This is a genomic window from Yersinia sp. 2545 StPb PI, assembly GCF_052217125.1.
GTDB lineage: Bacteria > Pseudomonadota > Gammaproteobacteria > Enterobacterales > Enterobacteriaceae > Yersinia > Yersinia enterocolitica_E.
Window position 1 is genome coordinate 3023574 of record NZ_JAZGPY010000001.1, and the last position, 25356, is coordinate 3048929.

Consider the following 25356-nt stretch of genomic DNA (forward strand, 5'->3'; position numbering starts at 1 on the left):
TATCCTTGTTAAATGCCGACCAGCAGCAGACGAATCAGGGCAAACAGTAATAGTGCTAATAACGACGCCATCAGCATCAAATGGATAGTGCGCGGGATATCATCCAGCGCCACCTCGCGCCGTTCATCACCGATCCAAGGTTTTTCAACCCGCACGCCAAAGTAATCATTCGGCCCCCCCAGCCGCACGCCCAGCGCACCGGCAACCGTGGCTTCAGACCAGGCGCAGTTAGGACTGGCGTGCTGATAACGATCACGCCAGCCGATGTGCAATGCCTGACGGTAATCGGCTCGTAGTAACCACGCGGCTGCGCTCAGTAATAGCCAGCTCAGGCGGGCTGGGAGCCAATTCGCCACATCATCCATCCGTGCCGACACATAACCAATCGCACGGTATTTTGGCGTTTTGTAACCCACCATCGAATCAAGGGTATTAACTGCTTTGTAAGCCATTGCCAGCGGGGCGCCGCCTAACATCAGAAAGAACAGCGGTGCAATCACGCCATCAACGCTGTTTTCGGCCACTGTCTCTACCACCGCACGGGTGATTTGTGGCTTCTCTAGTTGTGAGGTGTCACGCCCGACAATCCATGACAGCTTCTCGCGGCTTTGTGCCAGCGAACCGTGCTTCAGGGCATCAAATACCAGTAGCGCCGCATCACTCAGGCAACGTCCGGCTAAGAGGGTGTAAATCATCCACACTTGCGCCAACCAGCCGAGCCACGGATTGATGTGTGTCATCAGTGATAAGAACCCCCAACTCAGCAGCCATGTCACGCCGACCACCACCAACCACAGCGCTGCTCCCCCCCACTTCAGTGCCCGTTCGCTATGGCAAACCGCACGGATAGCACGTTGCATGACAGAGATCAGGTTACCCATCCAGCGCACCGGGTGCGGCCAGTGCGGCGGGTCGCCGAGCCAGCTATCAAGCAAGAAAGCGACAAACCATGCGCTCAGGGTCATAGCACGCTCCGGGCAGCGGTCAGCCAGCCATCAAGCAAACCGGGGCGCTGGGCAAAATGGATATGCAGATAGCTGGCCTGAGTGCGCTGAAGTTGATAGCCACTGTGCCAGCGCTGAATAGCGACACCATCACGCCATTTGCTGCTATCAAATACCGGCGTCAATGGGCTAGTAAAATCGGAATAATGGAATTCATGACCACGCAGAATTTCACCTTGTGCAGCCAATAAGGTGTCACTGCGGGCCTGTGCCTGACAGTAACCAAAGCGAGTCAGCCGTTTCCCCATCCGGCTCTCACCGGCCAAAATGCCAACCATCGGGTGGCGCTGACCACTCTCATCCGTTAAGCCATCACCGAGATACATCAGGCCACCGCATTCGGCATACAGCGGGATCTGTTGGCGATGCGCTTGCTGTAACGCTGCATGCATCGCTGTATTTGCGGCTAAGCGGGCAACGTGAATTTCGGGATAACCTCCCCCGAGATAAATCATCTGGCAATCGGGTAACCGGCGGTCATGAAGTGGGCTGAAACGTTGGATGCGCACGCCTGCCTGCTCTAGCAGGTCAAGGTTATCGGGGTAATAGAAATTGAATGCTTCATCTTCGGCCAAGGCCAGTGTCAGGCCGTTAGCCAGTGTAGACAGAGGTAAGGAAGGCGGGGTGCCGGCAGGCTGTGCCGCACAATGCGTCAGTGCCAGTAATCGGTCGAGATCGATAAAGGCTTCAACCTGCTGTGCCAGCCGTTGCCAGCGGGGCGAGCTGTCGGGCTGATGGGTTCTACCCGCCACGCCCTCACGCTGCTCTTGCACCGGTATCAACCCTAAATGGCGTGATGGCAGCGCGATATCATCCATCACCGGCAAGCGCCCCAGCACGGGAATACCGCAGTAATGCTCGATGGCGTGGCGGATTAGCTGATAATGGTTTTCTGAATTAACACGGTTAACAATCACGCCTGCGATGGTGAGATTTGGGTCAAACTGGCAGAACCCCAGCACGGTAGCCGCAACCGAGGTGGATACCGCCTTGCCATCCACCAGTAAGATAACCGGGCAGCCCAGTTGTTTGGCCATCGCCGCACTACTGCAATAATCGGGATCAGTGCCGTAGCCGTCATACAAGCCCATCACACCTTCGATCACCGCCACATCAGCATGGCGCATGTGCTGGTTATATAACCCATTCAAGGTCGCAGGCGGCAGCATAAAAGCATCGAGATTACGCGAGGTAACACCGCTGACGGCGCTATGCCAGCCGGTATCCAGGTAATCTGGCCCGACCTTAAACGGCTGCACAGATAACCCGCGTGCCATCAGCGCCCGCAGAATACCCAACGTCACGGTTGTTTTACCGCATCCACTGCCGGTACCTGCGATAATAAATGCTTGTTTGCCAGACCGTTGCATAAAAAATCCCGCCATTTCGAGCGGGATATGCAGTGTCAAAAAGGTGCGTCTGCGCAACGTCACCGCAGCGCGCATCTAATGACAACCCACTTCCCACCGAAGGAGTTGAATATATTTTACCAATTTGGCTGGTCTTCTGGCTTAGCGTCATCCTCTCCCGCACCTTCCCAATCCGGTGGATCAGTGGTTTCAGCGGGTTCGTCGGCATCACAGCAGCGGGGGCTGCGGGGGATTGTCACCCCCTTCCCTGTCGTGTATTAAGTGCCAATGCGTACACGACATAACCATTTCAGTAACTTCCCCCTCGTATTGATAGCTACAGTGTTGTTAGCAATTCTCACGCACCTGCATCACTGACCTTAGTCAGCTCCACGGGTTTGTTCGTTTGCTACCTTGCTGCAACGCCAACTACGTTGGGGTATGTATTTATCTAATACAGTAGATTATTTTATTTCTATTTCGTTATAGAATTTATCTCTTTATTTACACAGTTGTAACGTCAACTGATTTATTAAATCCGGTTAACGTTAATATACTCTTTTCCACAAATAAAAAATGGTTAATTTCATTTTTTGGGGATTATTTTTTGGTGTCAACACAGCAAATAATTGCCACTGCATTATTAAAAATAATTTAAAAACAATCAGTTAGAAAGATAACGACATTTAAGAGCATAACAAAAAATTGTCATTATTTATTTAATATATTAATACCCATCACAGTTCTTAAATATATAAACGTGAGCATAGAGCATGACTAATTGTTATTAGATCAATAACTGTCATTCCATTTCACTGCGTTCAGAAGAAAGTGAACGAAATACCTGCGGTGTCACATTATAGGTCTGGCGGAACACCTTGCAAAAATAGCTGGTTTGGGAAAATCCAAGATTTTTGGCAATACTGGCAATGCTCCAATCACTGTGCTGCAACATCTCTCTGGCATTGGCCATGCGTTGTTGGTTGACCCAGGCATTGAAGCCGATCCCCTGATATTTTTTAAATAATTTACTGAAATAGTAAGGGCTGAGATACACCTTGCCAGCCACTTCTTCCAACCGGAGCTCTTCTGACAAATGCGTGTCTATATAGCGTAGTGCTTTCTTCATTTTGCTGTCATGCGGGTGGACCGGCCGTATTCTGCCCGGCTCTTTACTCCCCATATTGTCATTGATTACAACAAAATTGAGGTGTTTTTTCAGGCAGTTCTCAACAATCAGCTTCAGCAAATCAGCCGAGGCTATTACTCGAGAAAAATCCATTATCGGTACATTATGGAACTCATCCATTAGCGCCGGATTCTGCTGCCAGTTATTATCGACATTCAGAATATCAATAAGGTAAACATCTGCATGCAGCCGGACCTGACCACATAACACAAAGCCCACCAGATGGCCGGCAATCACCAAAGGAATAGAAAAATCAGTTAATCCGGCATGGCAGCGGTAGATGCAGGGCTCATTGGATTTGGACGCTTCAAGGCCACCACAACGATCACTCATCCGACAGCGCAGATGGTTAACCGGATCTTGACGCATTAATTGACAAAATGGGGTGAAATTAAACAGGTCAGAGATTTCCTCACCGTGAATATTCACCACCACCACCGCCAATCCGGTGGCTTGGGCAAAATCCTGGGCGATTTTATTTATGAGCTCTGAGTTAAGAGAACTGGCAGAAATCATGATAAAACCTCTCAGTTAATTTATTGTTATTAAATTTTATTTTATTGTTATAAAGCATCCCTGTAATAAGTAATATGTTAGAACATTGTTATTTAGTCATTCCTATTCACCAGGTTAAAATCTATTTCCCTGAAAAGGTAAAGTAACAATTTACTCTACCAGAGTCATAAACGTCAGGGGACCATTAATGAGCCATTAACCAGAATGGATCACGAAATTTCCTCACCCAGTGTCAGATGAGGAAATCCACGTTGCTTTATAAATTAACTTTCTCATCCTCTAACTTACAGGTATTACAAGGTAGATTTTTGCCAATGAGGAAGCGATAAACTGCGGCCCCGAGGCAAGCACCAATAATCGGCGCCACAATCGGAATAATGAAATAAGGGATATCACGGCCGCCGGTCATTGAGATTTTTCCCCAACCAGCAAAGAAGGTAAATAATTTAGGACCAAAATCACGTGCTGGATTCATGGCAAAACCAGTTAATGGAGCGGTAGAAGCACCAATAACCGCCACCAGAATACCGATCAATAGTGGACCTAATGCACCGCGTGGCACACCGTTACCATCATCAGTTAGTGCCATAATCAGCCCCATAAGAATCGAGGTGATAATAATTTCAACAAATGCAGCCTGCCATACGCTGATTGCCGGTGATGGGAAGGTGCTGAAGATACTGGCTAATTGCAGACTTTCCATGCTGCCACGCACCATCTGGTGTGCGGCTTCAAAATCAGTAAATAAATTATGATAGAGCATATAGGCCAGTGCCGCGCCACCAAAAGCACCGGCAACTTGAGCAATGCTGTACGGGATGACTTTCCGTGCGGGGAAACAGGCAAATAGCCATAACGCGATAGTAATGGCCGGGTTGAGGTGAGCACCGGAAATTCCTGCCGTCAGGTAGACCGCCAGTGAAATACCCAGCCCCCACACGATACAGATTTCCCACAAACCAAAACTGGCACCTGCTACTTTCAATGCAGCTAAACAACTAATACCAAAAAACAAAAACAGCCCGGTACCGAGGAATTCCGCAATACACTGCGCTTTTAGTGAGTCGTTCATAGGGTTACCCTGCTTGTTATTAAATTAATACGTTATGTACCCTAAATAATTCGAGTTTCAGGAAGGCGGCAACTGAGTAAATCCCCAGTAACTTACATCAGTAAGTGACTGGGGTGAACGAAGGCAGCCAACGCACATGTAGCTCGAAGTATGACGGGTATGGAAATGCACGGCCCATGACCCAGCCACTATAAAGAGAGCAAAAATGAAAGTGTTGTCGTGATGTGCCATTAATTAAACAAAAAATAGACCTTCAATAACAAATTATTGTCATTTGCGCAGAAAAGTTAGCGCCAACACCGTGTTAACAGGCACTTTTATGCTTTATTCAGCTATATGACTTTCTTGCCATTTATTCTTTCCGTTATTGTTATCAAGCTCGCACTTTTGTGGCTACTCCCCCCTCAGGTGTATCATTATATTTATGCGTGCGATCACGCGAACTATTAATCGGGCGGGTGCGCAATTAGCAGATTTAATACCTACTGTCACCTAATAAATTGTAATTCTGAATATGCAATAGCCAGTTATTACCACCCAATATCAACGAAATAACGTTTTAAAACATAATATTAAGTTATAGCCATGACAATAATTTGTTATTTCCTCACTAACCATTCCCGTCAGTAAATTCAATACAGCCATTCTTTTTCATTGCTTGTTTGTATATTCGTTCTCAGCACGAACCTGACAACTTTATTTTTAAACTTACCGAATTTATTTTTTTAAATTTACTGAATGGCACCAACACGACAGTTTTTATTTTAGAACCTGAAGCGCGTTTGAAACCGTAATAGCTGCATTTCCAACGCACAAACATCAGGTTCCTGACATCCCCGTCGAGGTATTTATGCAACAAGAAGCACTAGGAATGGTGGAAACCAAAGGGTTGACTGCAGCCATTGAGGCTGCGGACACCATGGTGAAATCGGCCAATGTGACATTAGTCGGCTATGAAAAAATTGGCTCTGGTCTGGTCACCGTCATCGTACGTGGTGATGTGGGCGCAGTTAAAGCAGCCACTGATGCCGGTGCAAGTGCGGCTGCGAAAGTGGGTGAAGTGAAATCGACCCATGTCATCCCACGTCCACACACCGATGTCGAGAAGTTCTTGCCAAAGGGAAATAGCTAATGAAAAGCAATGACCTGGTCGACCAAATCATGGCGCAGGTGATAGCAAAAGTCAGCGAACACGCTCCGGCGTCTTCTAAACAACCCTCCTATAAACAAAGAGATACGGCTATGGCTGAGAAGACTTGCAGTTTAACGGAATTTGTTGGTACCGCGATTGGTGACACGGTCGGACTGGTGATCGCCAACGTCGACAGCGCCCTACTGGACGCAATGAAGCTGGAAAAACGCTATCGCTCCATCGGTATTTTGGGCGCACGTACCGGCGCTGGCCCGCACATCATGGCGGCCGATGAAGCTGTCAAAGCCACTAATACTGAAGTGGTCAGTATTGAGTTACCCCGCGATACCAAGGGCGGTGCCGGTCATGGCTCGCTGATCATCTTCGGTGGTGATGATGTTTCTGATGTGAAACGTGCCGTCGAAGTGGCGCTGAAAGAGCTGGATCGGACCTTCGGCGATGTTTACGCCAATGAAGCCGGTCACATTGAATTGCAGTACAGCGCACGTGCCAGCCACGCATTGGAAAAAGCATTTGGCGCGCCATTGGGCCGTTCTTGCGGAGTGATAGTCGGTGCACCGGCGTCGATTGGTGTTTTGATGGCGGATACCGCCGTGAAATCTGCCAACGTTGACGTGGTGGCTTACAGCTCCCCTGCACATGGCACCAGCTTCAGTAACGAAGTGATTCTGGTTATCTCCGGTGATTCTGGCGCAGTTCGTCAGGCAGTGATTTCTGCCCGTGAGATTGGCAAAACGGTATTAGCGACCTTGGGTTCTGAACCGAAAAACGACCGCCCTTCTTATATCTGACGCCACAGTGAGGCTGTTTCATGAAATCGAAAAGATTTGAAGCATTGGCGAAACGCCCGGTTAATCAGGACGGCTTTGTCAAAGAGTGGATCGAGGAAGGCTTTATTGCCATGGAAAGCCCGAATGATCCAAAACCTTCCATCAAGATTGTTAACGGTGTGGTGACCGAATTAGACGGTAAGCCACAAAGCAGTTTCGACCTGATAGACCACTTTATCGCCCGCTACGGTATCAATCTGGCGCATGCGGAAGAAGTGATGAAGATGGACTCCATCAAGTTGGCCAATATGCTGTGTGATCCTAACGTATCGCGCCGCACCATTGTGCCACTCACTACAGCGATGACCCCGGCCAAAATTGTCGAGGTGGTTTCTCATATGAACGTGGTGGAAATGATGATGTCGATGCAGAAAATGCGCGCACGTCGTACCCCATCACAACAGGCTCACGTCACTAACGTTAAAGATAACCCAGTGCAGATTGCCGCCGATGCCGCCGAAGGCGCATACCGTGGCTTCGATGAGCAGGAAACTACTGTGGCCGTGGCCCGTTATGCGCCATTCAATGCCATCGCGCTGTTAGTCGGTTCGCAAGTGGGTCGCCCTGGTGTGCTGACGCAATGTTCGCTGGAAGAAGCCACCGAGTTGAAGCTGGGGATGCTGGGCCATACCTGTTATGCCGAAACCATTTCGGTTTACGGTACTGAGCCGGTATTTACCGACGGTGATGACACGCCGTGGTCCAAAGGCTTCCTCGCCTCGTCCTATGCATCACGCGGTTTGAAAATGCGTTTTACCTCTGGTTCAGGCTCCGAGGTGCAAATGGGTTATGCCGAAGGCAAATCCATGCTGTATCTGGAAGCTCGCTGTATCTATATCACCAAAGCTGCCGGGGTTCAGGGGCTGCAAAATGGTTCAGTCAGTTGTGTCGGTGTGCCATCCGCTGTGCCATCGGGCATCCGGGCCATCCTGGCAGAAAACCTGATTTGCTCTGCACTGGATTTGGAATGCGCCTCCAGTAACGACCAGACCTTTACCCACTCCGATATGCGCCGTACCGCCCGTCTGCTGATGCAGTTCCTGCCGGGTACTGACTTTATCTCCTCTGGTTTTTCTGCGGTACCTAACTACGACAACATGTTCGCCGGTTCCAACGAAGATGCCGAAGACTTTGACGATTACAACGTATTGCAGCGCGACTTGAAAGTTGATGGTGGCTTGCGTCCGGTGCTGGAAGCTGACGTGGTGGCGATTCGTAATAAAGCTGCCCGTGCGCTGCAAGCAGTATTTGCCGGTATGGGCCTGCCACCCATTACTGACGAAGAAGTGATTGCGGCGACATATGCACACGGCTCGAAAGATATGCCGGAACGTAACATCGTTGAAGACATCAAGTTCGCTCAGGAAATCATCAGCAAAAACCGCACCGGTTTGGAAGTGGTAAAAGCATTGGCACAAGGTGGTTTCGAAGATGTAGCGCAAGACATGCTCAACATCCAGAAAGCCAAAATTGCCGGTGACTACCTGCATACCTCGGCGATCATTAAAGGTGACAACCAAGTGCTGTCAGCGGTGAATGACGTCAATGACTACGCGGGTCCAGCTACCGGTTACCGGCTGGAAGGTGCACGTTGGGAAGAGATCAAAAACATTCCAAACGCGCTTGATCCGAATGAGCTTGGTTAAGGGGTTCACGAGATGGTGGATATTAACGAAAAACTGTTACGTCAAATTATCGAAGGCGTATTGCAGGAAATGCAGGGAGACAAAAATACCGTCTCCTTTAAGCAGGATTCCCAACCCGTAGCGGCTACGGCTACTGTTGCTGAAGGAAATTTCCTGACCGAAGTGGGTGAAGCCCGCCCTGGCAGCAATCAGGATGAAGTGATCATTGCCGTCGGCCCGGCATTTGGCCTATCGCAAACGGCTAACATCGTCGGTATCCCGCACAAAAATATTCTGCGCGAACTGATCGCCGGTATTGAAGAAGAAGGCATTAAAGCACGGGTTATCCGCTGCTTTAAATCCTCCGACGTGGCGTTTGTTGCCGTCGAGGGTAACCGCCTGAGTGGTTCCGGTATCTCCATCGGTATTCAATCCAAAGGCACTACGGTGATTCATCAGCAAGGCTTACCGCCGCTCTCCAATCTGGAGTTGTTCCCGCAGGCCCCGCTGTTGACGCTGGAAACTTATCGCCAAATTGGTAAAAACGCCGCGCGTTATGCCAAACGGGAATCACCACAACCGGTTCCTACCCTGAACGACCAAATGGCACGGCCAAAATATCAGGCCAAATCAGCGATTCTGCATATTAAAGAAACCAAATATGTGGTGACCGGCAAGAATCCTCAGGAACTCCGGGTGGCGCTTTAACAAAGGAAAACACAATGAATTCCGAAGCTATTGAATCCATGGTTCGCGATGTGCTGAGCAAGATGAACAGCTTGCAAGGCCAGACACCTGCGGCTGCTTGTGCGGCACCAGCAGCCAGTTCGCGCAATGATGCCAAAGTCTCTGATTATCCGCTGGCAAATAAACACCCTGATTGGGTCAAAACGGCCACTAACAAAACGCTGGATGACCTCACGCTGGCTAACGTTTTGAACGGCAGTGTCACTTCGCAAGATTTGCGGATTACACCGGAAATCCTGCGTATTCAGGCATCTATTGCCCGTGATGCAGGTCGTCCACTGTTGGCAATTAACTTCGAGCGTGCAGCCGAGCTGACGGCAGTACCGGATGACAAGGTGTTGGATATCTATAACGCCCTACGTCCATTCCGCTCCAGCAAAGAGGAGCTGAACGCTATCGCCGACGACCTGGAACAGACCTACAAAGCGACCATCTGTGCGGCATTCGTCCGTGAAGCTGCCGTTTTGTATGTCCAGCGTAAGAAGCTAAAAGGCGACGATTAACGCAGTGATATCAATCAAGGGGAAGCGTGCCGTGGGGGTCGTAGCGGCGTAAGCCGCCGGAGCGCCCCTAGGTACGATAGCCCCGTTGATCACGACATCCCGTTATTAGTCATTTAAGGATCGGATATGGATTACATCGTCGGTGTGGATATTGGTAACTCGTCAACAGAAGTGGCATTAGCACAATGCACGGCTGGTGGTCAGTTGCACTTTATTACCAGTACCCTGACCGAGACGACGGGTATCAAAGGGACTCAACGCAATATTTTCGGCATTAACAAGGCGCTGAATATGTTGGTGGAAAAGGCCGATATTGCGCTAAGCGATATCAGCCTGATCCGCATTAACGAGGCCACACCGGTGATCGGTGATGTGGCGATGGAGACAATTACCGAAACCATCATCACCGAATCCACCATGATCGGTCATAACCCGAAAACCCCCGGTGGACTGGGATTGGGGGTTGGGCTGACCATTACTATTGACGAGTTGGTCACCCGTGACCCTGCCCAACCTTATATTCTGGTGGTGCCATCAGCGGTGGATTTCGCCGATGTTGCGGCGGTGGTGAATGCTGCCAACGGCGCTGGCTATCGTATCACGGCGGTTATCTTGCAACGAGACGATGGCGTGCTGGTCAGTAATCGGCTGGCGCACCCGCTACCAATCGTTGATGAGGTGCTACATATCGACCGCATCCCGATGGGCATGCTGGCGGCGGTAGAAGTTGCGATGCCGGGTCAAGTGATTGAAACCCTCTCTAACCCCTATGGCATTGCCACCGTATTTGAACTGACTGCCGAAGAAACCAAAAACATTGTGCCGGTGGCGCGAGCGTTGATTGGTACCCGCTCGGCGGTGGTAGTGAAAACCCCAGAAGGGGATGTTAAAGCACGCTCGATACCGGCCGGTCATCTGGAGTTATTCGCTGACGGCCGCACGGTACGGGTGGATGTGGCGACCGGAAGTGAAGCCATTATGACGGCGGTCAACAGCTTCCGTCATTTGGACAATGTCAGTGGTGAAGCAGGAACCAATATCGGCGGCATGCTCGAACACGTTCGCCAAACCATGGCGGAACTGACCAACAAACCCACCAATGAGATCTTCATTCAAGACTTGCTGGCAGTAGACACTGCCGTGCCGGTCAATGTCACCGGCGGTCTGGCGGGCGAATTCTCGCTTGAACAAGCGGTGGGCATCGCCTCCATGGTGAAGTCTGATCGCCTGCAAATGGCGCATATCGCCAGAGAAATCGAAAAGACACTGAATATTGATGTTCAGGTTGGGGGGGCGGAAGCCGAAGCGGCGATACTCGGCGCGCTGACCACACCAGGGACGCAACGGCCACTCGCCATCCTCGATTTGGGGGCGGGATCTACCGACGCCTCCATCATCAATGCTCAGGGCCAAATCGTCGCCACCCATCTGGCGGGAGCCGGCGATATGGTCACGATGATCATCGCCTCTGAATTAGATTTACAAGACCGCTATCTGGCAGAGGACATCAAAAAGTATCCGTTGGCAAAAGTGGAAAGCTTGTTCCACCTGCGCCATGAAGATGGCAGCGTTCAGTTCTTCCCACAACCGCTGCCACCAGAGGTTTTTGCCCGACTGGTGGTAGTCAAGCCGGAAGGTTTAGTGCCACTGCCGGGGGATTACGCGCTGGAAAAAGTGCGCAATATCCGCCGCTCAGCCAAAGAGCGGGTGTTTGTTACCAATGCACTTCGCGCCCTGCGTCAGGTCAGCCCGACCGGCAATATCCGCGATATCCCCTTCGTGGTGTTAGTTGGCGGCTCGTCGCTGGACTTTGAAATCCCGCAATTGGTCACCGATGCGCTCTCTCACTACAAATTGGTGGCGGGGCGCGGCAACATTCGCGCCAGCGAGGGGCCGCGTAATGCGGTAGCCACCGGGCTGATTCTGGCCTATCAACGGGAGAATCACGGATGAATTTCACCCATGACGCCCCCGCAATAGTAATCAGTCTGACGACACCGACACCCGAAGCCGTCTGGCATCAGGTGCTGCTGGGTATCGAGGAGGAAGGTATTCCCTGGCGCTGGCAACAAGACGACGACGGCGATGTAGCACAACGCGCCTGGCAGGCCGCCACCCGCTCCCCGTTATTGGTCGGGCTGGCCTGTTCCGGCGACGAAGTGGTCGTGCATTTTCGTAATTTACCGCCCGCCAACCCGCTATTTCGGCAGCGGCGCGGGCAGAACGAGGACCAACTACGGCAGCTTGGCAATAACGCGGCCCGGTTAGTCAAAGGCTTACCATTTAAGTAACCCCATACAAATCTCAGGGCGTTGTCGGTGCAGGCAGTTTGGACTTGGCCAGCGCACAGCCACCGGAGCGTACACCTGGTGTTGTAAAAGCCAAGGTTTGTGAGGATGGCGAGCACTGCCCTGGTTCAAAATGGCAAACAAGATAGCCCTTACTTGATAACAAGGATAAATGAAACATGAATAACGCATTAGGTTTAGTCGAAACCAAAGGTCTGGTCGCTGCTATCGAAGCGGCTGATGCCATGGTCAAATCCGCCAACGTACAACTGGTGGGCTACGAAAAAATCGGCTCCGGTCTGGTCACCGTGATGGTACGTGGCGATGTCGGCGCAGTAAAAGCCGCTGTTGATGCCGGTTCTGCGGCTGCCAGCGCGGTGGGTGAAGTGAAATCCTGCCATGTGATCCCACGCCCACACAGCGATGTAGAAGCCATTTTACCGACCTCTGCCTAAGGGTAAGAAGAGGAGCACAGCGTGAAAACGTCACTGGGTTTACTTGAAGTTAGCGGTCTAGCGCTGGCGATCAGTGCGGCGGATGCGATGGCAAAATCAGCATCTATCAACCTGATAGGTATAGAAAAAACCAATGGTTCTGGCTGGATGTTAATTCGTCTGACCGGTGATGTGGCCTCGGTGCAGGCGGCAATCAGTACTGGTGCCGCCTTTGCCGAACTGCATCACGGATTGGTGTCGCGCGCGGTACTGGCTCGCCCAACAAAAGCTCTGTTGGCCTATTGGCTGACAGAGACTGTCGAGGTCGCGGCCCCCGAAATCGCCGTGGCGATAGAGCCAGTTGTCGCTACAGCCCCCATTAACGAGGAGACGGAAGCCGCAGAGCCTCAGCCCGCTGCGGCGACCGCCACAGATGATGTACCTGAACCTGTCTTTAGTGCTGAAAAAATCAGCACCGAAGAAAGTAGTGTGGAAAGTGAGGCTCTAATCGCTCCCCGGGTGAGCTGTAATCTCTGCCTCGATCCGGCTTGCCGACGCCATAAAGGCGAGCCTCGCTTTCGCTGTATCCACTTGGGTAAACGAGGAAAAGTCTGATGGAAAAAGCGTTACTGGAACCCGTTGTCAATAAGATCCTCGACGAAATGCGTCTTCGTCCGATCCCACTTGGGGTTTCTAACCGACACCTGCATCTTTCGGTGCAGGACTACCAACGGCTGTTCCCGCAGCAGCCGATTACTGAAAAGAAAGCGCTGCTCCAGCCCGGCCAGTACGCCGCCGAACAGACGGTAACGCTGGTCGGGCCGAAAGGCAGCCTGAAAAATGTGCGTATTCTTGGCCCGTTGCGTAGCCACAGCCAGGTGGAGATCTCCCGTACCGATGCACGCACGCTGGGTATCAATGCTCCCCTGCGGATGTCTGGCAATCTGGACGATACCCCAGCCATCACGTTAGTCAGCCCGTTCGCTGAGCTGACGTTACCCCGCGGGGTGATTGTGGCACTGCGCCATATTCATATGTCGCCGCTGGATGCCCTTATCTATCGGGTAAAACACGGTGACCGGGTACAAGTTGCCATTCAGGGCAGTGGCCGTCGCCTGATACTGGATGATGTGGCGATCCGCGTTTCACCCCAAATGAAACTGGAAATGCATATCGATACCGACGAGGCCAATGCGGCGGGTGCCGACGACCCTGCGGCGTTTGCCACGATATTAACGTCATCAGGGACAACGCGGCCATGAATCTGACTCAGGCGCAAACCGAACAACTGGTCAGCCAGATTGTCACGCGGTTAGTTGAGCGCGAACGCCGGGTTCACGCCCTGCTACTGCCTCAATTGCGCGCCGGGCTTGATCCATCGGTATTCGTGCACCATGCCACGCTGCATCTGATGTTGCCAGACCTGGCATTTATCCACCGGCTGGCGCAGTTCGATACCACCTGCCCTGCGGTGGCGGCGCTAAACGAGGCATGGTCATGGGGCATGAAAGTGCATATCAGCTTACATCGCCAACTGCTGGCTGCTCTGCCCTGTGCCGCGCTGCATTCATTGCCGCTCAGTTTCAGCGACAGTCAGGGCGTTGCTATACGGTTACACACGGGCAAGGTTCTAAGTTATCGCGATATCGCCACTCTCGACTCCGGCTGGCTACTCATTGCAAGCCACACGCTAGTTACACCGCTGGCGCAGGACACCGTGTCAGCCCGTCACATTCAACTGTTAAGGCAGGAGTAAATCATGCAACTGGCCAGAGTGGTAGGTTCCGTAGTCTCAACGCAAAAATCACCCACGTTGATCGGTAGGAAGCTGCTGCTGGTGCGCCGTGTTGCCGGTGATGGCTCACTGCCACCCGACAGCAAAACGCCGGACGAAGTGGCCGTCGATTCGGTCGGTGCCGGTCAGGGCGATTTGGTCTTGCTGTCAGGCGGTTCCAGTGCCAGACGGGTATTTTCCGAGCCGAATGATGCCATCGATTTGGCGATTGTCGCCATCGTCGATGAATGTTCTTACTGATGATTAATGTTCTTACTGATTGAACGGGGACCTTATGAGCATTTATACCAAAACCGGCGATGCGGGCACCACCGCCCTGTTCACCGGACAACGTGTGAAAAAGAGCCATCCCCGGGTGGAAACTTACGGCACGCTGGATGAACTCAATGCAGCACTGAGCTTGTGTGCCCGCGTGACGCAGGGCGAGGAAAACCGTCAATTACTCGATGCCATACAACATCAGTTGTTTTATTTCAGCGCTGAATTGGCAAGCGAAGGTATCGCCACACCGCCTGCCGGGCGCAAAAGTATTAATGAACCCGAGATCCAAGCGCTGGAGCAAGCCGTAGACCGCTGTATGGCGGGGCTGCCACCGGTACAGGGTTTTATTCTGCCGGGTAGCAGTGAAGCCGGTAGCCGATTGCATTTTGCCCGCACTCTGGCACGGCGCTGTGAACGGCGGCTGATTGAACTGGCTGAACAAGTCCCGGTACGCCCGGTGTTATTGCAATACCTAAACCGTTTATCGGATTGCCTGTATGCACTGGCTCGTGATGAAGACCAGCGCCAACAGTTACAACACACCACGCAAACCGTGGTGGCCCGTTATCTGGCGGCAACAGCACTCCCCCCAGCCACAAGTCAGCCACAAACAGCGGCTTCTCTGGGATTTTCTGATGTTCATCAGTTAGTTAAATTGGCGGTCGATGCCGCTATGAAATTACAAATTGCCGTGGTCATAGCACTGGCTGACCGCCACGGCAACATGATTATGACCTACCGCATGCCCGACACCTTGCTGGTCAGCAGCGAACTGGCACCGAAAAAAGCCTGGACCGCGGTGGCGATGAAAACGGCAACTCACCAACTTAGCGATGCCGTACAACCGGGGGCCGACCTGTTCCAGCTTGAGGCCAGTACCGGTGGCAAAGTAGTGAGCTTTGGTGGTGGCTACCCGCTATGGCGTAACGGCCAATTGGTGGGGGGGTTAGGCATCAGCGGCGGTAGCGTCGAACAAGATATGCACATAGCAGAAGCGGCCATATCGGCTTTACATCTGAGGAATGAATAATGAATACCAATGACCTTGAATCTCTCATTCGCACTATCCTCATTGAGCAACTGACGCCCACACCCGCGTCTGCCTCCAGCGCCATTTTTGCCAGCGTGGATGAAGCTGTCAATGCCGCTCATAACGCATTTTTGCGTTATCAACAAAGCCCGATGAAGACCCGCAGCGCGATTATCCGCGCCCTGCGTGAACAGCTAAAAGCACAGTTGCCTTCACTGTCAGAACGCGGTGCCAGTGAAACCGGCATGGGGAATAAAGAAGATAAGTTGCTGAAAAACAAAGCCGCGTTAGAAAACACCCCAGGTATTGAAGATTTGTCTACCACGGCGCTGACCGGCGATGGCGGCATGGTGTTATTCGAATACTCGCCTTTTGGCGTGATAGGTTCGGTTGCCCCTAGCACTAACCCAACCGAAACCATTATTAATAACAGCATCAGTATGTTAGCTGCCGGTAATGCCATCTATTTTAGCCCACACCCAGGCGCTAAATCGGTATCACTGGATTTAATCGCCCAAATTGAAGAAATCATCTTCAACAGTTGCGGCATTCGCAATCTGGTGGTGACCGTGAAAGAGCCAAGCTTTGAAGCCACTCAGCAGATGATGGCGCACGACAAAATCGCCTTGCTGGCTATCACTGGCGGGCCTGCCATTGTGGCAATGGGCATGAAGAGCGGCAAAAAAGTGATTGGGGCGGGGGCCGGTAACCCACCTTGTCTGGTGGATGAAACGGCTGAATTGGTAAAAGCGGCGCAGGATATCGTGGCAGGAGCCTCATTCGATAATAACCTGCCCTGTATCGCTGAAAAGAGCCTGATCGTGGTGGAAAGTGTTGCCGATCGGTTGTTGCAACAGATGCAAGCCTTCGATGCGTTACTTATCAGTAATCCGCAAGAGGTCGACAGCCTGCGCAAAGCCTGCCTGACCCCTCAAGGCCACGCCAATAAGAATCTGGTGGGTAAAAGCCCGCTTGAACTGCTGAAAGCGGCGGGCATCGCTTGTCCGGCCAAAGCACCGCGCTTGCTGCTGGTTGAAGTGGCTGGTGACGATCCGCTGGTCACTACCGAACAACTGATGCCGCTGTTACCGGTGGTCCGGGTAAAGGATTTTGATGCCGGCCTGACGCTGGCACTGCAAGTGGAAGGTGGCCTGCACCATACCGCCACCATGCACTCACAAAATGTCTCACGCCTGAATCTGGCCGCCCGACTGTTACAAACCTCTATTTTTGTTAAAAACGGCCCGTCCTATGCCGGGATAGGCGTCGGCGGTGAAGGCTTTACCACCTTTACCATCGCCACCCCGACCGGCGAAGGCACCACCTCGGCTCGCACCTTTGCGCGCCAGCGTCGCTGTGTGCTGACTAACGGTTTTTCCATTCGCTGAGCGAGGACGTATGAAGACTTTTTTCCTGCAAACACGTATCTACAGCGGGGAAGGCAGCCTTAAGGTGCTGCAACGCTTCCATCAGCGCAAAATCTGGATTGTCTGCGATGGTTTTCTGGCCACCTCGCCGTTGCTGGATCGCTTGAAACAAGTGCTGGCAGAGGATAACCAAATCAGTCTGTTCAGCGACATTACGCCGGACCCGAACATTAACACCGTGGTTAAGGGCATTGAGCAGATGCATGCCTTGCGCCCCGATGTGGTGATTGGTTTTGGTGGTGGCTCCGCGCTAGATGCGGCGAAAGCCATTGTCTGGTTTAGTCGTAAACAGGGGATAGAGATCGAGACCTGTATTGCTATCCCAACCACCAGCGGCACGGGTTCAGAAGTGACCAGTGCCTGTGTAATCAGCGACCCGGAAAAGAGTATTAAATACCCCCTATTTGACGATGAGATTTACCCGGACATCGCCATTCTGGACCCGGCTCTGGTGGTTACCGTACCGCCAGTTATCACCGCCAATACCGGGTTGGATGTGTTGACTCACGCGTTGGAAGCCTATGTTTCACCACGTGCCAGTGACTTTACTGATGCGCTGGCAGAAAAAGCGGTGCAGTTGGTGTTCCGCCATCTGCCCACCGCTTGCCGCAAAGGCGATTGCCTAATTACCCGAGGCAAGATGCACAATGCTTCCACGCTGGCTGGCATGGCATTCAGCCAGGCTGGTCTGGGCATCAATCATGCTATCGCACACCAGTTGGGGGGGCAATTTCATATCGCGCACGGTTTGGCGAATGCCTTGCTATTGGTGCCGGTGATTCGCTTTAACGCGCTTGATGCGCGGGCATGTAAACGCTATGCGCGATTGGCAAAACTGTGCCATTTCAGTGCAGAAAATAGCGATGAGCGCAGTGCAGTTAACCAATTGGTCCATCAGATTGAACAACTCAAACGCCAATGCGGATTACCTCAGCCGCTGGCCGCGATGAAAATCAATGAGGGCCAGTTAGAGCAACGTATTCCCGACATAATTACCGCCGCACTTGCCGATGTGACACTGCGCACTAACCCGCGTGCGGCTGACGGCAATGATATCCGTGGGATTATCGAGGCGCTTTATGAGTGACCTACACAGTGCGGATACCTGCTTGCTACCCGCCTACGGTGAACTGGCTGATTGTGATGCCGTGACTATTCAGCAACGGGTTCAGCACGCGGGTGTGGTCGGTGCCGGAGGTGCGGGTTTCCCAACGGCGGTGAAGCTACAAGCGCAGGCCGAGATTTTTCTGGTCAATGCGGCTGAGTGCGAGCCAATGCTGAAAGTGGATCAGCAGTTGATGCCGCGCCAGGCAGCCCGACTGGTGCGCGGTGTGCTGTATGGCATGAAAGCCACCGGCGCACGCGAAGGCATCATCGCCTTGAAAGCCAAATATAGTGAGGCGATTGCCGCACTAACCCCCTTGCTACCATCACAAATCCGGCTGCACATTCTGCCCGATGTCTATCCCGCCGGTGATGAGGTTATCACTATCTGGCTGGCAACCGGTCGCCGGGTGCCACCTGCCGCGCTGCCGGTCAGCATCGGTGTGGTGGTGAACAACGTGCAAACGCTACTCAATGTGGCGCGGGCGGTGGAACAGCAATGGCCGGTGACTCGCCGCACCCTGACCGTAAATGGTGCGGTGGCGAAACCCTTAACCCTGACGGTACCGCTGGGTACCCCGCTGCGCGAGGTTCTGGCGCTGGCAGGAGGGGCTACCATCAACAATCCGGCCTATATCAATGGCGGGCCGATGATGGGCCATGCCCTGCATGACCTTGACCAACCGGTAACCAAAACTACCGGCGGCCTGTTGGTACTGCCCGCTGATCACTTACTGATTACCCGCCGCGCCCGCAGCGACCAGGATGTGTTAGCCATTGCTCGTACCGTATGTGAGCAGTGCCGCATGTGTACCGAGTTATGCCCGCGTCACTTGATTGGCCATGAGCTACCCCCGCATCTGCTGGTGCGCGCGATAACCTATCAACAAGTTGCCACACCAGACATTTTACTCAGCGCTCTGACCTGCTCGGAATGCGGGCTGTGTGAAAGCTACGCCTGCCCGGTAGATATCTCACCGATGCGCATAAACCGCCTGCTGAAAACGCAGTTGCGGGCGCAAGGTGCCCGCTATCAAGGGGCGCTACGTGAGGCCGATCCGATGGCTAATTACCGCATGGTACCGATATCACGGCTGATTGCCCGTCTGGATCTCACCGACTGGTATCAGGCCGCGCCATTCAGCGAACAAGGCTACCGACCACAACAGGTGGTATTGCCATTGCGCCAGCATATCGGGGCTGCCGCCGAACCCGTGGTCACGGTCGGCGAACGGGTCGATCACGGTCAACTTATTGGCCAAATTCCGAATAACGCGTTAGGCGCACCGGTGCATGCCAGTATCAGCGGCACGGTCACGGCCATCAGCGCAAATGCCATCACCATTAAACGGGCTGATGTTTATTAAAAGGAAGGGCTATGTCACAAGCCATTGGAATTGTTGAATTAAGCAGTATCGCCAAGGGCATGGAGGTCTGCGACTTGATGCTGAAAAGCGCTAACGTCAGCCTATTGGTGAGCAAAACTCTGTGCCCCGGTAAATATCTGTTGATGGTCGGTGGCGATATCGGTGCCGTCACCCAGTCGGTACAAAACGGAGAGCGGCACAGCGGGCATCTGCTGGTCGATAGCATCGTCCTGCCCAACCTTCATCCATCCGTATTGCCGGCGATCAGCGGCCTGAATACGGTGGAAAATCGTCAAGCAGCGGGTGTGGTGGAAACCTGGAGTGTGGCGGCCTGTATTACTGCCGCCGACCGTGCGGTTAAAGCGGCCAATGTCACGCTGGTGCGCATCCATATGGCGTTTGGCATCGGCGGCAAATGTTATCAAGTGCTCAGCGGCGATATTGCTGATGTACAAACTGCCGTGGACGTTGCCAGCCAGTGTGCCGGTGAGAAGGGATTATTGGTTTACAGCTCAGTGATCCCACGGCCCCATGAGGCGCTATGGCGTCAGTTAGTTCAGGAGGCATGATGGAAAAGAGCAGCACCCCCGAGCGCGTAATTCAGGAATATGTTCCCGGTAAACAGATAACCCTGGCGCATCTGATAGCCAATCCTAATAAGGCACTTTACAAAAAACTGGGGCTGAATGATGTCAGTAGCGCCATTGGCATCCTGACCATTACCCCTAGCGAAGCCTCGATTATTGCCAGTGATATCGCCACCAAATCTGGTGCAGTTGAGATTGGTTTTATCGACCGTTTCACCGGTGCGGTGGTGTTTACCGGTGATGTGTCAGCGGTGGAATATGCGCTGAAACAGGTGATCCACACCCTCGGCGACATGATGAAATTTACCGCCTGCCCGATGACCCGGACCTGATGACATGCAACGCATCATGTTGATTGGCCCTAGCCAGTGCGGCAAAACCTCGCTTATCCAGCGTTTGCAGGGTGAGGCGCTTAATTACCAGAAAACCCAAGCCATTATCTGGCAGGACAATGCCATTGATACTCCCGGTGAATACCTGGAAAACCGCTGTTTATACAGTGCGTTACTGGCAAGCGCCTGTGAAGCGGATGTGGTGGGGCTGGTACAAAATGCGGATGCGACCCAAAGCTGGTTTGCCCCGATGTTGGCGCAGGTTTTCAACCAGCCGGTAATTGGCATTATCAGTAAAGCCGACACCGTTAACCAGCCAGACCAATTGCGTTGGGCTGCTGACAGCCTCACGCAGGCGGGGGCGCAACACCTATTTGTGACCTCAGCGCTGAGCGGTGAGGGATTAACCGACCTTATTACTTATTTGAATCATTCTGGAGAGTCGCATGCCCGGTAAGATTATGGCGATTAACGCCGGCAGTTCTTCGTTGAAGTTTCAGTTGTTTTCTTTACCTGATGAAAAAGTGATCTGTCAGGGATTAATTGAACGTATCGGTATGGATGATGCGATATTTAACCTCCGCGCCACAGATGTGAAATGGCGCGAGATTCTGCCTATCGCCGATTGCCGCCAAGGTGCTGAACACCTACTTCACGCGCTGATTGAACACAATATTATTGATTCACTGGATGAAATTACCGGTGTCGGCCATCGTGTCGCGCACGGCGGTGAAGCATTCGCCGATTCGGTCGTGATAACCCCCGAGGTGCTGGATAAGATAGAACAGCTTGGCGCACTGGCCCCCCTGCATAATCCGGTTAATGCGCTCGGTATCCGGGTGTTCCAACATGCCCTACCCCATGCCAGCGCGGTGGCGGTATTTGATACTGCATTCCACCAAACACTGAGCCAGACGGCCTATTTGTATCCATTACCGTGGCGCTACTATGAAGAGCTGGGTATTCGCCGTTATGGTTTCCATGGCACCAGTCATAAATATGTCAGTGCCGTTTGCGCCGAACGAATGGGGCGCCCCTTGGAAGAACTGCGCATTGTCTCCTGCCATCTTGGCAACGGCTCCAGCATTTGTGCTATCGGCAACGGCCAGTCGGTGAATACCTCGATGGGCTTCACCCCACAGGCCGGTATCATGATGGGCACCCGGAGCGGTGATATTGACCCCTCCATCCTGCCATTTATTCAGCAAGTAGAAGGAAAAAATGCCAGTGAAATTAACCATTTAATTAACAACCAATCCGGTTTGCTGGGCGTATCCGGCATCTCACATGACTATCGCGATGTCGAACAAGCCGCCGCCAACGGCAACCCGCGCGCCAAAGTAGCGCTCGACCTCTTTGCCGAACGTATCCGCGCGGTGATTGGCAGCTATATCGTGCAACTGGGCGGAATTGATGCACTGATATTTACCGGCGGTATCGGTGAAAATGCCCGCACAGCCCGCCAGCAAATCTGCCGTGGTTTAGCCTTTCTCGGTATCGAGTTGGACGAAGAGAAAAATATCAACAATCAGCCGTTTATCCAACATGACTCTGCGCCGGTACAGATTGCTATCGTCAATACCAATGAAGAATTAATGATTGCCCGTGATGTCATTCGCGTGGCCCTGAATCTGCCGGTACAACCGGCCCTCGCCGCACAATAAGAGGCAATATGGAAAGTGGGAAAGTTTGGTTGGTAGGCGCTGGGCCAGGGGATGCCGCGCTGATTACGGTGAAGGGATTACATGTTATTCGTCGCGCTGACGCGTTGGTCTATGACCGTTTGGTGTGTGCTGAGTTACTGGCAGAAGCCCCTGATGGTTGTGAAATGATCAACGTGGGCAAAAACCCCAACCACCATTTGGTGCCACAAACAGAAATCAATCAAATTCTGGTTGATTGCGCCCAACGTGGGCTAAATGTGGTGCGACTCAAAGGTGGTGATCCTTATGTCTTTGGCCGTGGCGGTGAAGAGGCTGAAACACTGGCGTTGGCTGGTATTCCGTTTGAGGTAGTTCCAGGGATAAGCTCCGCCATTGGCGGGTTGGCTTATGCCGGTATTCCGGTAACACATCGTGATTATGCCTCAGGCTTTCATGTGATAACCGGCCATTTGCGCCAAGGCAATGAGCCACAGGACTGGGCAACATTAGCCAAGCTGGAAGGTACGCTGATTATCCTGATGGGAATGACACAACTGACGACTATTTGCCAGCAATTGGTCGCCGGGGGGAAAGCCCCCACCACCCCTGCCGCCGTGGTGATGTACGCCAGCCACCAGCAGCAACAAGTTGCCAGCGGCACACTGCTTACATTAGCCGATCAGGTTGCCGCGCAGGGTTTATCGGCACCGGCGCTGATTGTTATTGGCGACGTGGTTCGCCTACGAGATGTGCTCGCCTTCACGCCGGAGCTATTGTCGCTAAACGCCATTCCCTCGCTGATATACCCAAAGTCATTGGCGTTGTAGGTAGGCAGCAAGTAAACGCATCCCGATGAGCTTATTCATATAGGGTCAACGACAAGTAAGTGATTCGGGTGCGTGAGTGTAGCAAACAACCCTACAGCATCAAGGACGAAGGGTATGGTACTCTAAACGCACAAGCTATATAGGGGAATAGAGTAGCAATGAGTGAGCATGGTGGGAATGTGCTGGAAATGGCACTGAAAATCGGCACAGATGCAGCCAATATCGTTGACTTCAGTGCCAATATTAATCCGCTGGGCATGCCGGAATCCTTGAAAACGGCGATTATCGAACAATTGGCCCGTGCCGAACACTATCCTGATGTTGAGTATCGCCAATTACATGCAGCGCTGGCCCGTGCTCACCACTGCCTGCCAGAGAATATTATGGCCGGCAATGGTGCCACTGAGCTGATTTACGCAGTGGTGCAGCATCTGCAACCCCGCACTGCGGTACTGTTGACTCCGGGCTTTGCTGAATACCGCCACGCCCTGCAACGGGTCGGCTGCCAGATTCATGATTATCAGATGAGTGAGTCAGACGGCTATCAGCCCGATGAACGTCTACTGACGCTATTAGCCCAACAGCGCCCAGACTGCCTATTTCTGGCGACACCCAATAACCCGACCGGCCTGATGCCTGATGCCAAATTGCTGCAAGCCATTGTGCAGTGTTGCCATCAGTACCATATTGCTTTAATTATCGATGAAGCTTTTATCGATTTCTTGCCAGATGCGCCGGGGCTTACCCCTCAATTAGCGGATTTCCCACACTTATACTTGTTACGCTCACTGACCAAGTTCTTTGCCATTCCAGGGTTGCGCCTCGGTTATCTGCTCAGTGGCGATCTGGCGGCGCTGGCGCAAATGAAACAGCAACGCGAGCCTTGGACTATCAATGCTTTTGCCGCACTGGCGGGTGAGATTATTCTCGATGACCAACCTTATATTCAAGCCACACATCAATGGCTGGCGCAGCAGCGACCTTGGTTATATGAGCATTTAGCCGCCCTGCCAGCATTGCAGGTGTGGCAAGGGTGCGCCAATTACATTTTCTTGCGCTGCCTTAAACCTGAACTTAATCTGCAACACGCGCTATTAAAGCACCATATTCTGATCCGCCATTGTGCTAATTACCCCGGTCTAACCCGCGACCACTATCGTGTAGCCATTAAAAGCGCGGCAGATAACCAACGGCTGATCAGTGCCTTACAGCAGGTCTTTGGTCATGGCTGAAGCCCGTTGCCCGGCCTCTTGTGGTGAACTGATTCAGGGTTGGATACTGGGGGGGGAGAAGCTTATCTCCTGCCCGGTCAACTGGTTTAGTACGGTTTCGGTGACCGATGGCGTACCGGGCAAGAATGAACGCCCACGCATGCGCCAGATGTTGGCGGCGGTACTGGCCTATTTTGGCCAACCTGCACAGATGGCTAATGGCCTGCACATCAGTTTTGATTCCACCATTCCGGTAGCAAAAGGACTTGCCAGCAGTACCGCCGATATCGCCGCCACCGCACTGGCAACCGCCCGCCATCTCGGTGAAACACTCAATGAAGCCGCACTGGCAGCACTGTGCGTCAGGCTGGAACCCACTGACAGCACCCTATTTCAACAACTGACACTGTTTGACCACCAAACTGCCGCAACACAAATCTCTTATAACTGGCAGCCAGTGGTAGATATTTTGTTACTGGAAAGCCCACAGATTCTCAAAACCGAGGATTACCACCGCCGTGATCGTCAACCGGCGCTGTTAGCCAGTGCCACCTCACTGGAACGGGCATGGCAACTGTTTATCCAAGCCGCCGAGCGCCGCGATTGTTCACTGCTGGGTCAGGCCACCACATTGAGTGCGCAAGCCAGCCAGCGTTTACTGGTAAAACCTGACTTTAGCGCCCTGCTGAGGCTAGTGGAGAAGTTGGATTTATACGGGTTGAACGTAGCCCACAGTGGCAGTGTGGTTGGATTATTGCTTGACCGTCAACGGCATGACGTGGAGCAGGTGTTCTGGCAATTGCAGCAGCGCAATATCAATCGCCACTACCCCCGCCAACACCTGTTAACCATGGTGCCTGGGGGCGTGCGTTAGCCCGTCATTCAGCATCAGGCCATGATAGCGAAAAATTAAGAATCATCTGAACCAGAATATCCATGTAAACCTCACTGTTATTAACCTGCCGCTTACCATTTTTATGTAATTCTGTTTGTCTTGCCCCTCAAAATCATGACTTCAATCACAAACAGGGAATGCAGCTATTTTGTCCATGTAAATAGCAT

27 protein-coding genes and 1 riboswitch are annotated in these 25356 nt (G+C 52.5%); of the genes, 23 read left to right on the forward strand and 4 right to left on the reverse strand.

Features of this window, described 5'->3' with window-relative positions:
• Nucleotides 1-8 precede the first annotated feature (8 nt).
• The 4 genes from cbiB to pduF form a co-directional block, all read right to left on the reverse strand.
• The gene (cbiB, locus tag V1955_RS14125; RefSeq protein ID WP_442821065.1) at nt 9-965 is read right to left on the reverse strand and encodes an adenosylcobinamide-phosphate synthase CbiB; all 957 of its coding nucleotides are present in this window, start codon (nt 963-965) and stop codon (nt 9-11) included.
• The gene (locus V1955_RS14130; RefSeq protein ID WP_442821066.1) at nt 962-2374 is read right to left on the reverse strand and encodes a cobyrinate a,c-diamide synthase; all 1413 of its coding nucleotides are present in this window, start codon (nt 2372-2374) and stop codon (nt 962-964) included. The genes cbiB and V1955_RS14130 overlap by 4 nt, the downstream gene beginning before the upstream one ends.
• Before the next feature lie 109 nt (nt 2375-2483).
• Nucleotides 2484-2678, reverse strand: a riboswitch (cobalamin riboswitch).
• Nucleotides 2679-3155: 477 nt separating this feature from the next.
• The gene (gene pocR / locus V1955_RS14135) at nt 3156-4058 is read right to left on the reverse strand and encodes a transcriptional regulator PocR (protein WP_083159267.1); all 903 of its coding nucleotides are present in this window, start codon (nt 4056-4058) and stop codon (nt 3156-3158) included.
• 256 nt (nt 4059-4314) lie between these two features.
• Nucleotides 4315-5130, reverse strand: coding sequence for a propanediol diffusion facilitator PduF (gene pduF / locus V1955_RS14140; RefSeq protein WP_083159268.1), 816 nt, complete (start codon nt 5128-5130; stop codon nt 4315-4317).
• Nucleotides 5131-5980: 850 nt separating this feature from the next.
• On the opposite strand from pduF, the gene pduA reads away from it, so the two are divergent.
• The 23 genes from pduA (at nt 5981) to V1955_RS14255 (ending at nt 25168) form a co-directional block, all read left to right on the forward strand.
• Complete coding sequence (gene pduA, locus V1955_RS14145) at nt 5981-6262, forward strand: propanediol utilization microcompartment protein PduA (protein ID WP_032906380.1); 282 nt, start codon at nt 5981-5983, stop codon at nt 6260-6262.
• Nucleotides 6262-7074, forward strand: coding sequence for a propanediol utilization microcompartment protein PduB (pduB, locus tag V1955_RS14150; protein ID WP_004699354.1), 813 nt, complete (start codon nt 6262-6264; stop codon nt 7072-7074). The genes pduA and pduB overlap by 1 nt, the downstream gene beginning before the upstream one ends.
• Before the next feature lie 20 nt (nt 7075-7094).
• Entirely contained in the window at nt 7095-8759 is a 1665-nt protein-coding gene (pduC, locus tag V1955_RS14155; RefSeq protein ID WP_005185311.1) for a propanediol dehydratase large subunit PduC, read from the forward strand.
• 15 nt (nt 8760-8774) lie between these two features.
• Nucleotides 8775-9446 (forward strand): propanediol/glycerol family dehydratase medium subunit, encoded by a 672-nt coding sequence (locus V1955_RS14160; protein ID WP_442821446.1) that lies wholly within the window; start codon nt 8775-8777, stop codon nt 9444-9446.
• 14 nt (nt 9447-9460) lie between these two features.
• Nucleotides 9461-9988 (forward strand): propanediol dehydratase small subunit PduE, encoded by a 528-nt coding sequence (gene pduE / locus V1955_RS14165; RefSeq protein ID WP_083159270.1) that lies wholly within the window; start codon nt 9461-9463, stop codon nt 9986-9988.
• Nucleotides 9989-10114: 126 nt separating this feature from the next.
• A complete protein-coding gene (locus V1955_RS14170; RefSeq protein ID WP_083159271.1) occupies nt 10115-11941 on the forward strand; it encodes a diol dehydratase reactivase subunit alpha in 1827 nt (608 codons plus the stop codon).
• Nucleotides 11938-12279, forward strand: a complete 342-nt coding sequence (locus V1955_RS14175; RefSeq protein ID WP_032906379.1) for a glycerol dehydratase reactivase beta/small subunit family protein — start codon at nt 11938-11940, stop codon at nt 12277-12279. Before V1955_RS14170 ends, V1955_RS14175 begins: the two co-directional genes overlap by 4 nt.
• 176 nt (nt 12280-12455) lie before the next feature.
• The gene (gene pduJ, locus V1955_RS14180; protein WP_004090424.1) at nt 12456-12731 is read left to right on the forward strand and encodes a propanediol utilization microcompartment protein PduJ; all 276 of its coding nucleotides are present in this window, start codon (nt 12456-12458) and stop codon (nt 12729-12731) included.
• A gap of 21 nt (nt 12732-12752) precedes the next feature.
• On the forward strand, nt 12753-13325 hold the full coding sequence (locus tag V1955_RS14185; RefSeq protein ID WP_083159272.1) for a BMC domain-containing protein: 573 nt from the start codon (nt 12753-12755) through the stop codon (nt 13323-13325).
• The gene (locus tag V1955_RS14190; RefSeq protein ID WP_083159273.1) at nt 13325-13972 is read left to right on the forward strand and encodes a phosphate propanoyltransferase; all 648 of its coding nucleotides are present in this window, start codon (nt 13325-13327) and stop codon (nt 13970-13972) included. The genes V1955_RS14185 and V1955_RS14190 overlap by 1 nt, the downstream gene beginning before the upstream one ends.
• The gene (pduM, locus tag V1955_RS14195) at nt 13969-14466 is read left to right on the forward strand and encodes a microcompartment protein PduM (RefSeq protein WP_442821067.1); all 498 of its coding nucleotides are present in this window, start codon (nt 13969-13971) and stop codon (nt 14464-14466) included. Before V1955_RS14190 ends, pduM begins: the two co-directional genes overlap by 4 nt.
• A gap of 3 nt (nt 14467-14469) precedes the next feature.
• Nucleotides 14470-14745 carry a EutN/CcmL family microcompartment protein gene (locus tag V1955_RS14200; RefSeq protein WP_005185294.1) on the forward strand — a complete coding sequence of 92 codons (276 nt, stop codon included), beginning with the start codon at nt 14470-14472 and terminating at the stop codon, nt 14743-14745.
• 34 nt (nt 14746-14779) lie between these two features.
• Nucleotides 14780-15796, forward strand: a complete 1017-nt coding sequence (locus V1955_RS14205; protein ID WP_442821068.1) for a cob(I)yrinic acid a,c-diamide adenosyltransferase — start codon at nt 14780-14782, stop codon at nt 15794-15796.
• Entirely contained in the window at nt 15796-17184 is a 1389-nt protein-coding gene (locus tag V1955_RS14210; RefSeq protein ID WP_083159276.1) for an aldehyde dehydrogenase family protein, read from the forward strand. Before V1955_RS14205 ends, V1955_RS14210 begins: the two co-directional genes overlap by 1 nt.
• A gap of 10 nt (nt 17185-17194) precedes the next feature.
• On the forward strand, nt 17195-18310 hold the full coding sequence (locus tag V1955_RS14215) for a 1-propanol dehydrogenase PduQ (RefSeq protein ID WP_083159277.1): 1116 nt from the start codon (nt 17195-17197) through the stop codon (nt 18308-18310).
• Entirely contained in the window at nt 18303-19694 is a 1392-nt protein-coding gene (locus V1955_RS14220) for a 4Fe-4S dicluster domain-containing protein (RefSeq protein ID WP_372568926.1), read from the forward strand. Before V1955_RS14215 ends, V1955_RS14220 begins: the two co-directional genes overlap by 8 nt.
• 11 nt (nt 19695-19705) lie before the next feature.
• On the forward strand, nt 19706-20263 hold the full coding sequence (locus V1955_RS14225) for a BMC domain-containing protein (RefSeq protein WP_005185285.1): 558 nt from the start codon (nt 19706-19708) through the stop codon (nt 20261-20263).
• A complete protein-coding gene (gene pduU, locus V1955_RS14230) occupies nt 20263-20613 on the forward strand; it encodes a propanediol utilization microcompartment protein PduU (RefSeq protein ID WP_032813079.1) in 351 nt (116 codons plus the stop codon). The genes V1955_RS14225 and pduU overlap by 1 nt, the downstream gene beginning before the upstream one ends.
• Nucleotides 20614-20617: 4 nt before the next feature.
• Complete coding sequence (locus tag V1955_RS14235) at nt 20618-21070, forward strand: EutP/PduV family microcompartment system protein (protein WP_083159279.1); 453 nt, start codon at nt 20618-20620, stop codon at nt 21068-21070.
• Nucleotides 21060-22277 (forward strand): acetate/propionate family kinase, encoded by a 1218-nt coding sequence (locus V1955_RS14240; RefSeq protein ID WP_372568925.1) that lies wholly within the window; start codon nt 21060-21062, stop codon nt 22275-22277. Before V1955_RS14235 ends, V1955_RS14240 begins: the two co-directional genes overlap by 11 nt.
• Before the next feature lie 8 nt (nt 22278-22285).
• Nucleotides 22286-23083 (forward strand): uroporphyrinogen-III C-methyltransferase, encoded by a 798-nt coding sequence (cobA, locus tag V1955_RS14245; protein ID WP_083159281.1) that lies wholly within the window; start codon nt 22286-22288, stop codon nt 23081-23083.
• 158 nt (nt 23084-23241) lie between these two features.
• Nucleotides 23242-24315: a threonine-phosphate decarboxylase CobD gene (cobD, locus tag V1955_RS14250; RefSeq protein WP_442821069.1), complete on the forward strand. Its 1074-nt coding sequence runs from the start codon at nt 23242-23244 to the stop codon at nt 24313-24315.
• A complete protein-coding gene (locus V1955_RS14255; protein WP_442821070.1) occupies nt 24308-25168 on the forward strand; it encodes a GHMP family kinase ATP-binding protein in 861 nt (286 codons plus the stop codon). Before cobD ends, V1955_RS14255 begins: the two co-directional genes overlap by 8 nt.
• Nucleotides 25169-25356: the final 188 nt, after the last annotated feature.